Annotated in this window: 12 protein-coding genes and 2 pseudogenes; 9 read left to right on the forward strand and 5 right to left on the reverse strand. The window is 60.2% G+C overall.

What is annotated here, in order from left to right; all coding sequences use genetic code 11:
• From VCA57_RS07735 to VCA57_RS07770, 8 genes are all read left to right on the forward strand, one after another.
• Positions 1-1476, forward strand: a complete 1476-nt coding sequence (locus VCA57_RS07735) for an aldehyde dehydrogenase family protein (RefSeq protein ID WP_411184395.1) — start codon at positions 1-3, stop codon at positions 1474-1476.
• A gap of 284 nt (positions 1477-1760) precedes the next feature.
• A complete protein-coding gene (locus VCA57_RS07740; protein WP_411184396.1) occupies positions 1761-3104 on the forward strand; it encodes an MFS transporter in 1344 nt (447 codons plus the stop codon).
• Positions 3105-3141: 37 nt separating this feature from the next.
• On the forward strand, positions 3142-3990 hold the full coding sequence (locus tag VCA57_RS07745) for a fumarylacetoacetate hydrolase family protein (RefSeq protein WP_411184397.1): 849 nt from the start codon (positions 3142-3144) through the stop codon (positions 3988-3990).
• A 6-nt stretch (positions 3991-3996) separates the two neighbouring features.
• Positions 3997-4821, forward strand: a complete 825-nt coding sequence (locus VCA57_RS07750) for an IclR family transcriptional regulator (RefSeq protein ID WP_411184398.1) — start codon at positions 3997-3999, stop codon at positions 4819-4821.
• Between the two features lie 28 nt (positions 4822-4849).
• Positions 4850-6496: a bifunctional 3-(3-hydroxy-phenyl)propionate/3-hydroxycinnamic acid hydroxylase gene (locus VCA57_RS07755; protein ID WP_411184399.1), complete on the forward strand. Its 1647-nt coding sequence runs from the start codon at positions 4850-4852 to the stop codon at positions 6494-6496.
• A gap of 21 nt (positions 6497-6517) precedes the next feature.
• On the forward strand, positions 6518-7366 hold the full coding sequence (locus tag VCA57_RS07760; RefSeq protein ID WP_411184400.1) for a VOC family protein: 849 nt from the start codon (positions 6518-6520) through the stop codon (positions 7364-7366).
• A gap of 51 nt (positions 7367-7417) precedes the next feature.
• Positions 7418-8896: an aldehyde dehydrogenase family protein gene (locus VCA57_RS07765; protein ID WP_411184401.1), complete on the forward strand. Its 1479-nt coding sequence runs from the start codon at positions 7418-7420 to the stop codon at positions 8894-8896.
• A 67-nt stretch (positions 8897-8963) separates the two neighbouring features.
• Entirely contained in the window at positions 8964-9947 is a 984-nt protein-coding gene (locus VCA57_RS07770) for a helix-turn-helix domain-containing protein (protein WP_411184402.1), read from the forward strand.
• Between the two features lie 58 nt (positions 9948-10005).
• On the opposite strand, the gene VCA57_RS07775 is transcribed toward VCA57_RS07770, so the two are convergent.
• The 3 genes and pseudogenes from VCA57_RS07775 to VCA57_RS07785 form a co-directional block, all read right to left on the reverse strand.
• Complete coding sequence (locus VCA57_RS07775) at positions 10006-10794, reverse strand: methyl-accepting chemotaxis protein (RefSeq protein ID WP_411184410.1); 789 nt, start codon at positions 10792-10794, stop codon at positions 10006-10008.
• Between the two features lie 72 nt (positions 10795-10866).
• Positions 10867-11490: pseudogene (locus VCA57_RS07780) on the reverse strand (HAMP domain-containing protein); the annotation flags it as partial.
• A gap of 237 nt (positions 11491-11727) precedes the next feature.
• The gene (locus VCA57_RS07785) at positions 11728-12783 is read right to left on the reverse strand and encodes a hypothetical protein (RefSeq protein ID WP_411184403.1); all 1056 of its coding nucleotides are present in this window, start codon (positions 12781-12783) and stop codon (positions 11728-11730) included.
• Positions 12784-13258: 475 nt separating this feature from the next.
• Here VCA57_RS07785 and VCA57_RS07790 point away from each other — a divergent pair.
• Positions 13259-13666 (forward strand): annotated as a pseudogene (locus VCA57_RS07790) (transposase); the annotation flags it as partial.
• 96 nt (positions 13667-13762) lie between these two features.
• Here the strand turns inward: VCA57_RS07790 and VCA57_RS07795 are convergent.
• Together VCA57_RS07795 and VCA57_RS07800 are read right to left on the reverse strand one after the other, a co-directional pair.
• Positions 13763-14041, reverse strand: coding sequence for a hypothetical protein (locus tag VCA57_RS07795; protein ID WP_411184405.1), 279 nt, complete (start codon positions 14039-14041; stop codon positions 13763-13765).
• 14 nt (positions 14042-14055) lie between these two features.
• The coding region (locus tag VCA57_RS07800) for a class I adenylate-forming enzyme family protein (RefSeq protein WP_411184406.1) at positions 14056-14922 on the reverse strand (867 nt) is incomplete at its 5' end.

Here is a 14922-nt window from a genome sequence, read left to right on the forward strand (position 1 = left end):
ATGACCCTAATAACCGATCCATGGCATGACTTCACCGGACAATTCATCGCCGGTCGCTGGTGCCCGGGCAACGCGGGCAAAACCTTGGACGACCACAACCCCTACGATGGCGCGCTATTAACCCGCATCAGCCTGGCCAATCAGGCCGACCTGGACCAGGCCTACCGAGCTGCCGCCACCGCGCAAAAAGGCTGGGCCGCCTTGCTGCCCTCGGAGCGCGCCGCGGTTTTCCACCGCGCGGCAAGCATCCTCGACACGCGCCATGAGGAAATCGTCAGCTGGCTGATCCGGGAGTCCGGCAGCACCCGCACCAAGGCCGAAATCGAGTGGTCGTCGGTCCGCGCGACCATGCTCGCCGCGGCCAGCATGCCCTTGCGCGTGCAAGGGCGGATTCTGCCGGTCGACATCCCCGGCAAAGACAGCCGCGTATACCGCAAGCCACTTGGTGTAGTCGGGGTGATCAGCCCGTGGAACTGGCCGATGCACCTGTCCAACCGCTCGATAGCGCCGGCCCTCGCCCTAGGCAACGCGGTGGTGGTAAAGCCCGCCGACGATACGCCGGTAACGGGCGGCTTGCTGCTGGGCAAACTCTATGAAGCCGCCGGGCTGCCAGCAGGTGTGCTCAACGTGGTGGTTGGCGACGTGGCCGATATCGGTGATGCCTTTACCCTGCACCCCATTCCCAAATTTATCTCTTTCACCGGTTCGACCCGCGTCGGCCGGCACATCGGCGGCCTGGCCATGAGCGGCCCGACACTCAAGCGGGTCGGCCTGGAGCTGGGCGGCAACGCGCCCTGCGTGGTGCTGGACGATGCCGATATCGAGCGCGCGGTGCAGGGCGCCACGGTCGGGCGCTTTCTGCACCAGGGGCAGATCTGCATGAGCACGAACCGGATCATCGTCGATGCCAGCATTCACGATCGCTTCGTCGAGGCCTTTGTCGAGCGGGTGCGTGGCCTCAAGGTGGGCGACCCCAACGACAGCGACACGGTGATCGGCCCGCTGATCAACCGACGCCAACTCGAAGGCGCAGTCGCAAGGATTGAGGCCGCCACCCAATCATCCGCGCGCTTGATCCTCAGCGGTGCCGCCGAGGGCCAGGTGCTGCCGCCGCATGTGTTCATCGAGGTGGACAACAACTCGCCGCTGGCACAAACCGAGCAATTCGCCCCCATCGCGCCGATCATCCGCGCCAACGACGAGGCGCACGCGCTCGAACTGGCCAATGCCACTGAATTCGGCCTGTCCAGCGCCGTGTTCACCGGTGACGAGGCGCGCGGCGTGCGTTTTGCCCTGCAAGTCGAGGCGGGAATGACCCACGTTAATGATATTTCCGTTAACGATGACCCGAGCAATCTCTTCGGTGGCGAGAAAAACAGCGGTCTGGGGCGCTTCAACAGCGACTGGATCATCGCCGAACTCACCACTGATCAGTGGGTCTCGGTGCAACAGGGACCACGTCCCTACCCGTTCTAACCCCCCTCGCGCTGCCGGCCAACCGCCGGCAGCCAGCCACTGGCGAACAAACCACTCGTCAGCCTGCGCAAGCCGTTCCAGCGCCCTACCCCACCCCTAGAAAGCCCATTGCAGAGCGGCCAGGCCGATTCTCGAGCAAGGCCAAATACCAACATAAATTCCACAATGCAGGATTTATATAAAAATCCCACTTTACAGGATTTAATAATAATTCTAGATTTAGCCCATCGCGGTTACAGACGCGAATGAAGATGCATCACTACAAAAATAACGAGGCCTAAGCCGTGCATAACTCAACCGCTACGAGCGCCCTTGGGGGCGTGATCGACAATCGGCAGATTGGTGCCAAGCAATACGAAGTGCTCGCGCTCTGCCTGCTGGTGGCCATCCTCGATGGTTTCGATACCCAGGTCGTTGGCTTTTTGGTCAAGCCGATGGCTGACTCCCTGGCCATCGCACCATCCGCCTTCGGCCCAGTTTTCGCAGCGGCCCTGTTCGGCCTGATGATCGGAGCGCTGCTCCTCGCGCCCCTTGCAGACAGCATCGGGCGCAAAAAAGTATTACTCGCCTCAGTCCTCACCTTTGGCCTTTTCGCGCTGCTGACTGCGTTCGTCGAGCAGTACGATGAATTGTTGCTGGTGCGCTTTCTCACCGGTCTCGGCCTCGGCGGCGCGATCCCCAACCTGGTTGCCCTGGCCGCCGAATACATGCCACGCCGCGCCTCCCGCACGGCCGTGACCCTGGTTTTTTGCGGTATGCCGCTCGGTGCCATGCTGGCAGGCCTGATCGCCCAGCCCGTGCTGGCACACTGGGACTGGCGCGCCATATTCATCATCGGCGGGCTGCTGCCCATTGCGGTGGCGCTGATCATCGCAGTGCGCCTGCCAGAGTCGATGGAGTACCTGGCCCGCTCAAGCAGCAAGCGTTCAGTAATGGACCGGCTCATCAAACAGCTGTGCCCCAGTGTCAGCAGCCTGCCCCTAGAAGCCTTCGCCAGCGTACAAAGCAAAGCCGAGCGAATCCCGGTCAGCCGCCTGTTTAGCGACGGTATGTGGCGCCGCACCCTGCTGCTGTGGCTGCCCTACGCCATGAACCTGCTTATTCTCTACTCGATCATGAGCTGGATCCCAACGGTACTGGCCAACGCTAACGCCCCAATGGCCACCGGTATTCTGGCGATCATCCTGTTCAGCCTTGGCGGGGTCATCGGCTCGGTGTGCCAGGGTTACGCAATGAACCGCTATGGCGCGACCCAAGTGCTGCTTGGCGAGTTCATCTGCTACCTGACGCTGGTGCTGCTACTGAGCACGCTGCCAGTGATGCTGAATCTGTTCCTAGTCGTGATGTTCGTACTCGGCATCACCGTACAGGGCGCCCAGGCCGGTCTGAATGCAGTAGCGGCGGAGATGTACCCGCAGTCGATCCGCTCAACCGGTGTCGGCTGGGCGTTGGGCATCGGCCGCATCGGTTCCATTCTCGGGCCGATCTTCGGCGGCATGATGCTGGGCCTGGGCTGGTCGCTGCAGCAGATTTTCATGGCGGCCTTGCTACCCGGCGCACTCGCTTTGGGCGCAATGCTGATCATTCTTCTCAGTCAGGTACGGGCAGTCGCCCAGAGCAACGCCTGAACACGTTTACAGCCAATAACCCATAAGGGGACGCTTTATGAAAATTGCCAGTTTCAGCTACCAGGGACGTGACTCCTACGGCATCGTGCAAGGTGATCGGATCCTTGATCTGGAACCCCTGAAGGCCAACATTGGCCAAGATCTCAAGGAGGCCATCGCACGCAACACCCTGGCCGAACTCAGCCCGCAAGATCTGGCCGATCTACCCAGCCTGGCGCTTGCAGATATCAGCTTTTTGCCAGTCATTACCCAGCCCGGCAAGATCCTCTGCATCGGTATCAACTACGCCACCCACGTGCGTGAAACTGGCCGCGAGATGCCCACTTATCCAATGATTTTCACCCGCTTTGCTGACAGCCAGACCGCCCACGAGCAAGCCATCCTGCGTCCTACTGCTTCGCACAAGCTGGACTTTGAAGGTGAACTGGCCGTGGTCATCGGCAAACCGGCGCGGCATGTCAAGCAAGCCGATGCCCTCGACTACGTGGCCGGCTACGCCTGCTATAACGACGGCAGCGTGCGCGACTGGCAGAAGCACACCATCCAGTTCGTACCGGGCAAGAACTTCCCGCAAACCGGTGGCTTCGGCCCGTGGCTGGTAACCCCTGACGAGATTGCCGACCCGCAAAATCTGGAACTGACCACCCGCCTGAATGGCGAAGTGATGCAGCACACCAGCACCGCCGACATGATCTTCGACGTGCGCAAACTCATCGAATACTGCACCACCTTCACCGAGCTGGCCCCCGGCGACGTGATCGTCTCGGGCACCACGGGCGGCGTTGGCGCGTTCCGCGAACCGCCGGTATGGATGAAGCCGGGCGATGTGGTCGAGGTGGAAATCGCCTCCATTGGTATCCTGCGCAATACCATCGCTGACGAGTAATGAGAAATGGACGGCCTGTCTAAACAAACCAAGCCCAGCAGCAAGACTTCAGTCGCCACCAAGGCCTCCAGCCTTGAGCGCATGCTGCGCGTGCTCGACATCTTCACCGAGGCCACCCCGATCTGGGCCGTGGATGATATGGGTGCAGCCCTTGGCTACACCCGCTCCACGGTCTACCGCTACGTGCGCGAGCTGGCCGATGCCGATCTGCTATTCCAGCTTGAGGCCGGGCGCTACACCCTCGGGGCACGGATCATTACCTGGGATCGTCAGTTGCGCGTCAGCGATCCGTTGGTGCGCGCCGCCAAGCAGCTCGAACCCGAGCTGCCGCAGTGGAGCGAGCATCAGGTCTGGCTGGTCTGCCGTTTGTTCAAGAATCAGGTCGTCTGCATTCACCAAAGTGGTGGCCTCACCGATGAAGTGAGTTATGCCCGCGGAACGCCGCGCCCCCTGTTTATGGGCGCGACCTCCAAAGCCATCCTCGCCCACCTCGGTACACGCCAGCACAACCAGCTGTTTCTAGAGAATCCGCAGTTGATCGGGCAAAGCAACCTGGGGCAGACCTGGGATGAATTCCGCCGTTCGCTGCAGCGCATCCGCCGCAAGGGCTTCGTGATCAGCGCAGCCGAAGTCGATGCGGGCGTGTATGGCTTGGCAGCGCCGATCTTCGACGGTGACGGTCGCGTCGTCGGCAGCATTTCCTGCGTGCGACCGCTGGAGGAGCGCGACACGCGCCTGGATGAGCAGCACGGGCAGCAAATCATGGCCCTAGCGGACAATCTGACACAGTTGGCGGCGGCCTTATCGCAAAGGCCTCAGCAACTGGACTGAGCCTCACCCACTCAAAAAGGGAACAACAATGACAACCCTTCACATGCAGTCTGGCGTCCTTATCGTGGGCGCCGGACCGACCGGTCTCACCCTGGCGAATCTGCTCGGCCAAGCCGGCATCAGTACCATCGTGCTCGATCGCAAGGCCAGCACCGTCGCCGAACCGCGCGCGGTGTCGATCGATGACGAGTCACTGCGCACCATGCAGGCCATCGGCCTGGAGCAAGACGTGCTCAAGGATGTGGTCGCCGGCTACGGTGTGCACTACTTCAACCGTCCCGACGGCCATTGCTTCGGCAAGGTCGAGCCGACCTCCGCGACCTACGGCTTCCCTAAGCGCAACGCGTTCCGCCAGCCGCTGCTCGAAGCCACCTTGCGTCAGGGCATGAGCCGCTTTGCCTCACTGAAAGTCTGCTTCAACCACGAGCTACTGAGCTTCAGCCAGGACGAGCAGCGCGTCGTAGCCCAGGTGAAAAACGCCGAAGGCGAAGAAATCACAATCAGTGCCAGCTACATGATCGCCTGCGACGGCGGCCGTAGCCCGGTGCGTAAACAGCTTGGCGTGGCCATGGTGGGTTCCAGCTTCCAGTCGCGCTGGTTGGTGGTGGATACCGACCAGGACGACGATCCCTTCTGGCAAACCCGGGTGTATTGCGATGCGCGTCGGCCCATCGTCGAGGTGCCTGGCCCGCACAAGACCCGGCGTTTCGAGCTGATGCTGCATCCGCAGGAAAGCGATGAGCAGATGCTCAGCGACGCCAAACTGCGTGAACTGCTGCGCCCGTTCCGAGGAGACAAAGCCACCTCGGTGGTGCGCAAGACGGTCTACACCTTCCACGCACGGGTAGCTGAGCGCTGGAAAGTCGGCCGGGTGTTCCTCGCCGGTGATGCCGCGCACCTGACGCCACCCTATGCCGGCCAAGGGATGAACAGCGGCATTCGTGATGCGCACAACCTGGGTTGGAAACTTATCCAAGTTATGCGGGGCATCATGGCACCCAGCGTCCTCGACACCTACGAGAGCGAACGCCGCACCCATGCCTGGGCACTGATCAAGCTCGCGCTGAACCTCGGCGTGGTGATGGCACCGTCCAGCCCGCTGCGGGCCACGGTAATCAGCGGCCTGTTTCGGGCCATCGGCTACGTTCCGCCACTGCGCGACTATTTTCTGCAGATGCGCTTCAAACCTAAGCCACGCTTTACCAAAGGGCTAGTCATCTCCAGCGCCATCGTGGCCCCTTACAAAACCGGCGAGATGTTCCCTCAGCCGACCCTGCTGGACGAAACCGGTAAAGAGCAGAAACTCGATGAGTTGATCGGCGATGGCTTCGCCCTGATCCAGTGCGGGCGCGCCGACAACAATGCGCTTGAGCGACTGCAGCACCCGCTGTGGGACAGCCTAGCGGCCAAGCGGATTCTGATTGAGCCGGCCGACGCGCAAGCCACGCTCGACTCGGCAGGCACCGTCAAAACGCTGAAAGACGCGCAAAACAGCCTGCCTGCGGCGTTGTTCGAGTCGCGGGCGATCATCCTGCTGCGCCCGGATCGCTACATCGCGGCGATCTTCGACTGCAACGACGAAGCCCATGTCGCGCAAGCACTCGAAGCGCTGTTCAACACCCAGCACGCCATTCCAAATGGCAACTTCGCCCTAGCCGCCGAGGCGCTCAGGTAACGCACCAAGAGGAGTTCCACCATGAACACCCTGCAAACTTCTACACCCGCTCGCTTGCTCTACCTGCACATGGGCAGCAAGGCTCCCCAACGCCAGATCGACTTCTATCAGCGCATGATGGATCTGCAATGCCAGCATCAACCCGATGGCAGTGCCGTGCTGCGGGGGCCCAACCGCGCCGTGCACATCAGCCCGGCCGACAAGTCGGGCCTGCTGGCCGCCGCTTACCGCCTGGCCAGCCCGCAACACCTGAGCGAGCTGCGCCAGCGCCTGGAGCAAAAAGGCTGCCCGGTAGAGGACGTCAACTCGCCGCTACTCGATGCAGGTGCCTTCAGCATCCGCGACCCTCAGGGCCGGCAGACCATCTTCGGCACAACCAGCCCCCTGCAGCACGCCGAGATGCCGGGCATGCCAGGCCGTCTGCAGCACGTGGTGTTCCAGAGCACCGAGCTGGAGGCCATGATCGACTTCTACGTCAACACCGTCGGCTTCACCATTTCCGACAACGTGGTGGATGAGGAAACCGGCCAACTGACCACCTGCTTCCTGCGCTCGGACGACGAACACCACTCGCTGGCCTTCTTTCGCGGCTCGCGCAACGAATGGGACCACCACTGCTACGAAACCAGCGGCTGGAACGACATCCGTGACTGGGGTGATCGCTTCGCCAAGGAGCACATCACCATCTTCTTCGGCCCCGGTCGGCATGGCCCCGGCAACAACCTGTTCTTCATGGTGGTAGACGCCGACCGCAATCGCCTTGAGCTATCCGCCGAACTGGAAATCACCCCGGCCGGGCAAGCGCCCGGACAATGGCCGCAATGCGAACACACCCTCAACTCCTGGGGTCGTGCCTGGATTCGTACCTGACCTATCGTGCATTCAACCGGGCACACGCCCACTATCATGCGGAGAATAACAATGACCGAGCAAACGCCTGTCCCCTATTCCCTCAATGGCCATCAGTACATCGATGGCACCTGGATCAGCGGCCACTCCACGCGCACCCTCGATGATCGCGACCCGTTTACCGGTGAGCAGTTGCTGGCCATGTCCATGGCCTCGCGTGACGACCTCGACCTGGCCTATCAGGCCGCACAACATGCGCAACAAGACTGGGCGGCGACGACGCCGGCGCAGAAAACCGAATTGCTCAACCGCCTGGCACGGGTCATCGAGCAACGCGCCGAAGAGATCACCACCTGGCTGATCCGTGAGTCCGGAAGCACCCGCATCAAGGCTGGCTTCGAGTGCCATACCTCGCTGAATCTGGTGCGCGAATGCGCCAGCATGCCATTCCAGGTCGAAGGGCGCATTCTCACCAGCCACAAGCCTGGCGAGCAAAGCTTCGTGTTCCGCGAGCCGCTGGGCGTGGTCGGCGTCATCAGCCCCTGGAACTTCCCGCTGTACCTGAGCCTGCGCTCGGTCATCCCGGCGGTCGCCCTGGGGAACACAGTGGTGCTCAAGCCGGCCAGCGACACCGCCGTCACCGGCGGCCTGCTGATCGCCCACCTGTTCGAGGAGGCTGGTTTTCCTGCCGGCGTGCTCAACGTGGTGGTCGGTGCTGGCTCGGAAATTGGCGACGCCTTCGTCGAACACAAAGTACCCAGTTTCATCTCCTTCACTGGTTCGACCGATGTTGGCCGTAACGTCGGGCGCATCGCCACCGGCGGCCAATACATCAAGCGCGTGGCCTTGGAGCTGGGCGGCAACAGCCCGCTGGTGGTGCTCGACGACGCCGATCTCGACGTCGCCGCCCACGCCGCTGTGGTCGGCCGCTTCCTGCACCAGGGTCAGATCTGCATGAGCGTCAACCGCGTCATCGTCGATCGCAAGGTCTACGGCGACTTCGCCGCACTGGTGGCCGAGCGGGTGAAAGCACTGAAGATTGGCGACCCGAACCTGGCAGATACGGTAATCGGCCCGGTAATCAACCAGTCCCAACTCGATGGTCTGCTGCGCAAGGTCGACAACGCCCGTAGCGCCGGCCTCACGCAACTGGTCGGCGGCCAGCCATCCGGCCTAGTGCTACCACCGCACGTCTTCGGCGACGTTCCGGCGACCCAAGAACTCGCCCTAGAGGAAACCTTCGGCCCGCTGCTGCCGCTGGTCGTAGCCGACAACGAACAACATGCCCTGCAGTTGGCCAACGCCGGTGAGTACGGCCTGTCCAGCGCCGTGTTCACCCGCGACATGGCCCGTGGTCTGGCATTCTCCCGGCAGATTGTGGCGGGTATGACGCACATCAACGACATCACCGTCGACGACCAGCCGAACGCCCCCTTCGGTGGCGAGAAGAACTCTGGCCTGGGCCGCTTCAACGGCCATTACGCGCTGGATGAATTCACCCGCGCCCACTGGGTCACCTGGCAGGCCGGGGGGCATCACTACCCCTTCTGATCGCAATCAGCCTGAGCGAAAATCGTCCGCAGCCGCGCTGCGGACGATAACAACAAGAGAATCCCTGATGAGCACACTTGCCTCTGTCTGCACCGACCTTTACGCCCAAAACGATCGCCCGAGCAAATGGCGCGAATTCATGAGCAATCATCTGGGGCAAACGCCGGAACACGTGCGTCGCCTGGAAACCAGCCACTTTGAACCTCTGCATGACCACCCCTTCACCGGCAGACTGGAATACGGCGCGCTGGGTGAGATGCACTTCTGTCACATGATCTGTACCCCGCACCGCTTCACGCGCAGCCTGAGCAAAATACTGGCACCGACCGAAACGCCTTGGCTGCTGATCCTACAGATGAACGAAGTCAGCCATTTCGAACAGGCAGGCAAAAGTCATGTGCTGACCCCGGGCGAGATGCTGCTGCTCGATTGTGGCCGCACCTTCAATGTCACCAGCATGAAAGGCTGCGAATACCTGATGCTGCTGTGCCATGACCTGACTTCGGACACAGGGACGATCCCCGAGCCCCACTTCAATAGCCGTAACGGCCTGGTGCGTATGCTCCAGCACATGATCTACGACACCTACAATCAGTTTCCTTTGATGAACGACGCCACCTCTGGGCTGCTAGGCCAGAGCATCACCTCGCTGCTGCGCAACACTCTGGAAAACCAACAACAGCAAGCGAACCTTGAACACGACTTCCACTTCTTCAAGAAGAACCGGATCAAGTCGTTTATCGAACAGAACCTGGCTGAGCGCGAGTTGACCATCGAGTGTATTGCCGAAGCCCTAGAGTGCTCGGTGCGCACTCTGCATCGTGCATTCAAGGATGAAACCACCAGCGGTCTCAACGAATACATCTGGCAACGTAGGCTGGCGCGCTGTGCCGAGGAGCTGCGCAAACCGGAAAACCACTCGCGGTCGATTACCGATATCGCCTACGGCTGGGGCTTCAACAGCAGCTCACACTTCAGCAAGGCATTCAGAACGCTTTACGGTATGCCACCCCGGCTTTTCCGCGAATCAGCCGGGGCAGAGGCGAGCTGATCAGGGGGAGTACGGATGAAGCCAGCCACGCCTAAAAAATCGGTTGCAGCTAGTCGCGTCAGAGCTGGAACTGGCGCATCTTGCCCTGCAGTACCTGGCTCTCGTTCTTGATGCGCCCGCCACTCTCGGTGAGGCTACGGATGCTGACAAAGATGGTTTCACTCAGCTGATGGATGCGGCTGACGGACTCAGTAACGCCGTTGGACACGCTGCACTGTTCCTGGCTGGCCTGAGAAATCAGCTGATTCATCTCGTTGATGCCGAGGATGCCTGTGCGCACCTGATCAAGGTAGTCATTGACCTGCGCCGAGGTAAGTACCGTTTCCTCCAGGGTGGTCTGGCAGCTAGCCATGGATTGTTTGGCCTGCTCGGCAGCGCTCTGTAGCTGAGAGACGATGCGCTCGATTTCCTCGGTCGACTGCCGGGTCTTGGATGCCAATGCCCGAACTTCATCCGCCACCACCGCGAATCCACGCCCCTGCTCACCGGCACGCGCCGCCTCGATGGCGGCATTGAGCGCCAGCAGGTTGGTCTGCTCGGCAATGGCACGGATCGTCACCACCATGGTGCTGATGCCCTCGCTGTCGGCAGCGAGGTTGCTGATTTTCTCCGCCGTGTTGCCGACCTGCTGGCTCAACCGGGTAACGGTGGCATGGTTATCGTCCATCTTGCGCCGGCCGACTTGCACCTGCTCGGTGGCCGTAATGGTTCTCTCGAACGTGCGCTGAGCGTGCTCTGCCACCGAGCTGGAGGACTGCGATAACTGCGTCAGCGAAGTGGCGACCATTTCCATCTGCACCACTTGCTGGTTGGCAGCATCGGAGGTGACTTGGGTGGATGCCGTCATGCTGTTGAGCGAGTGATCTAGCGAGGAAGCGACGCCATTAACGTCGCCAATAAGCCCGGCCAGTTGGTCGAGCACCTGATTAAAGGTGCTCGACAGATGACCGATCTCATCACGGCTTCTAACCTGCAACCGCGAGCGTAAGTCGCCACCGCCCTGGGCGATCAGGGCAAGCGACAGACTCACCTCACGCACCGGCCGGATGATCATGCGGCGCGCCAGCAGAAATACCGTCAGCAACACGGCAATCAGCATAATTCCGTTGACGAAAACACTCTGCAGCATAACCGTGGCCAACGTAGCCTCCACCCCATCGCGGTTGAAGCCCACCTCCAAGGTGCCCAACACCCGACCGCCCTCACTCAGTTTCAGCGTGCGGGTTATCGCGGACGCGCCCCTCAACGCACGCGGCTCGACGACATGGGTCTGACGCCCATCGGCATCCAGAAGCCGCATGGACGAAATCAGAGGATTGTCAGCCAGATCGCCCATCAGACGTTCGACATCAGCGCCCTGCCTGACCGCGAGTGCAAGCGATAAAGCCCGCCCCGCCACGACCTCAATGCGTTCGATCTCGGCGCGATGCTGACGCTCGAGCTCACCGGCGGTAAAGATGAAATTCGTCACACCAACGATCACCGCCACTGCCGTCATGACGACGGTGACCACCAACATGATCTTTTGAATCAGCGAACTCATTGTCAGCGCCTCGGCAGTTGGATTCAGCTGTCGCCTTGATCGAGCCAAGCAACACAGAGGCTCGTCAAACGTTCAGATAGGCGGGAAAATAAAGGCGGGAATCCAGAACAGCGCAGCTCATGGACTCCCGCCTGCACATGCGTGACGCTGAGCGTCACCAGGCACTGATACAGATGCCCTGTAGCGCCAACGAACAAGGGCAACACCAAACACCCTCTGCATCGTCATGCATTGCAATCAACCTAGAACACCGGCGTTTTTCTCGAACGCCTCAACCGGACGCTCATCGCCACTGCCATTGCCCTCAAGCGCAGCCCCCAGCGCCGCATGGAACGGACAGCCGGCAAACTTAGGATCGTCCTTGTAGCGGCTGATGAAGTGCTCGGGAAACGCCGCATCCAACTCTTTCATCTCACTGCGCATACGTGCCTTCTCTTCGCTTGGCATGCGTATGCGCTCCTCGATGTAGCTCTGCGTGGGATCATCGGCGTTCACTTCCATTTGCCAGAATACATAGCCCATGAGCTTGGGCAGCAGCTCGGCGGCGATCGGGTCTGGCGGATCGATGTTCATCGTCTTGAGCGTGGTCGGCAAAGACATCGAACGAATTAACTGATGGCCGAACCAGTGAAGTTGCGGAGGGAAGAAGCGGAAGACGAACTGCTCATGAATGGCCGTAGCAATCAGGTTGCCACGCTCAACGACAGGTCGCGGGGTATTTTCATAGTGCTCGCAGTAGGCCACCAGCTCATCAAAACTCTGCGGATACCCGGTGATCGGCTGATCGTTTTCCGCCCGAAACAGTGTCGACATATCGCGCCAGAACAAATGGGCAGCAATTTTTTCTTTTTCGGATATACCCGGAGCACCCATCTTCAGCTTTAGCCGGTGCATGGTAATGGCAGTGAAGGCGCACACATAGACATAGTCTTCATTGTAAGAAAACGCACCGGGATATTGCTTGGCCCAATGCGCATGTAACTTGTTGATGCTCTCGACCGACTTCAGCGTGCGCTCGTCTTGCGGCCCGTAATACCACCACAGGGCGTTGGCACTCCCGGTCTGCTCCACGCGCGAGGTGGAGCGTGACAATACCTTTCCACCATCTTCGCGCCAAATGACTTTCGAGCCCCAGTCAGATACCACGAAGTTGGGAAAGGTCAGGGCATAAATGAAGTTCTGCATGAAATCATTGAGGCCATAGCTGCTCGATAGCCGCCATATCTCGATGTAATCCTGGTAGGGGTCAAGACTCTCAATTTTTGCCTGAATCCATTTTTTCGGTGCGCTCATGTTCACCTCTCTCCACGGTCATATCGAATTTATCAAAAGCCACACCTGGCACTCGGCAACTCAACCCTTTGCACAAGCTGCCAGGAAGTAAACTTCCATTGCTTTTACGGACAGCAGAACCAGCACTCAACTTGAGCGCCTGACATGCGGCCTAGGGAAGATGAACCGGCACACGCTTGGCGCGTGATGCGAAAAACGGGGAAATGAGTGACACGGCAGGCATGCTGCTACGAGAAATAGTATTCATCGTTAGGGCTCTATTATTGGACTTGTGAGCAAGAACCTCGAAGGTTCCTTCTCTTCCAATTTATGAGGTCACAGAGCCTGGGTCTTGCCCTACCGCGCCAAAATAGTTTGAGCGCGTCACCACACCTGCAAGACTCCATTCACCTGCTGCAGCATGGCATCTACAAGAAGCTCTGAACTAGGGGGCCGTTGCCGTTCTGCGCTAACGAATTGATCTATAAGAACAAGCTTCAATGCAGGATACACTGCCGGCAAATGGCTCAAGGTCTTCAAGAGGCTTATGACAGTGCCTGACATCGAATGGATTTTCAGGAGGCCAAATCAATGACTGTACTCAGGCTCCTGCGTTGATTTCAAAGCTCCCGCCGGCAGAAACTGTCGCAGATAGGGGCCATGACAGCGAAACCCGCGTGAACAGGTTGAGCGACAAAGTGCCCAGGCCGTGATTCCGAAAAAGCGTAACTCCGTGAAAGGCAAGGCGGATCTGGCAGAGGTCTTTACCGTAATCGGCACTTGGTGGAAAACGCCTTTGCCCGACTAAAGTACTACCGGGCTGGGGCATCGCGATTCGATGCTCAAGAGAAGCCACGAAAGCATGGTGACCATGGCCTTTGCCTTCCTATGGCTGCCCATGTGAAACGGCAACAGCCCTAGATAGCCTCCTGAATTTCAGACAACCCTTAGCGCTCCGCGCAAGATTCTACGCAGAGGGCAAGTGAGGGGCTGGAACGCATCAGATCGACATCCGCAGGCATGGGTCATGACCTGCAGGGATGAAAGGTTGGCGGCCGGCTGAGTCGGTGCCTGCGGCAGGCTTGCTGACGCGCAGGATGACGCCGGATGCTTGCACCAGCCGCTGCTGATCGGCAACATCTTCCCAGCCATGCCATAAGTCGAGCTGAGCAGACACAAGTACAGCTGGTGGATGGGTAATTGCAGGTGAGGCGCTATCGCCCCCCATGTGAATACTGCTCAGGCGTTGCGCAACAAGCCTGCGCAGTACGTCTGCCATGAGGGCACCAACCTTCAATTATCCAATGTGCGCAGCATGCGCCGCAGGACCTTGCCGCTGCTGGTCATCGGCAACGCCTCGACCAGTTGGTAGGCTCTGGGCACCTTGTAGGCGGCCAGGCGGGAACGGCAGTGACGATCCAGATCGGCGATATCGGGAAGCTGGTTTGGCTGCGCGACGATATAGGCTTTGGCCAACTCGCCCTTGTCCTCATCGGCGATGCTGCCGACCGCGACCAGCGCCACACCCGGATATTCGGCAATCACCCGTTCGAGTTCCGCCGGGTAGATGTTGAAGCCGCCGGTGATGATCATGTCCTTGAGGCGATCGACCACGTACAGATAGCCTTGCGCGTCTTGCCGCACCAGATCGCCGGTGTGCAGCCAGCCATCGGCATCGAGGGTGTCGCGCGTCGCCTCTGGCCGACCGAGGTACTCATTCATGGTCATCGGGCCGCGAATCTGCAGCTCACCCACCTCGCCATGGGGAACGACCTCGCCACTGCCCGTGCTATCGATCACCCGCACTTCCAGGTGCGGCAATGGCACACCAATCGAGCCATGCCGACGTGGCCCGTACAGACTGTGCGTGGTGCCCAGGCCTCCGAGTTCGGTCATGCCCCACAGCTCGATCAACGGACAGCCCAGGGCCGCCTCAACCTGCTGCATCTTGGCCTCGGGCATGGTCTGCCCACCGACGGTGCAACGCGTCAGGGAGCGCAGGTCGTACTCGGCCAACGCCGGGCAACTGAGCAGGTACATGTACATGGTGGGCACGCCCTCGAACAGCGTCGCCCGGTGCTGCTCAATGCTCTGCAGTACCCGTTGCGCGTCGAAGGTCTTGTGCAGCACCAGCGTCATGCCATAGGCCATGGCCGCATT

Origin of the sequence: Pseudomonas sp. (genome assembly GCF_046581935.1) — a bacterium.
In the GTDB taxonomy this organism is placed as follows: domain Bacteria; phylum Pseudomonadota; class Gammaproteobacteria; order Pseudomonadales; family Pseudomonadaceae; genus Aquipseudomonas.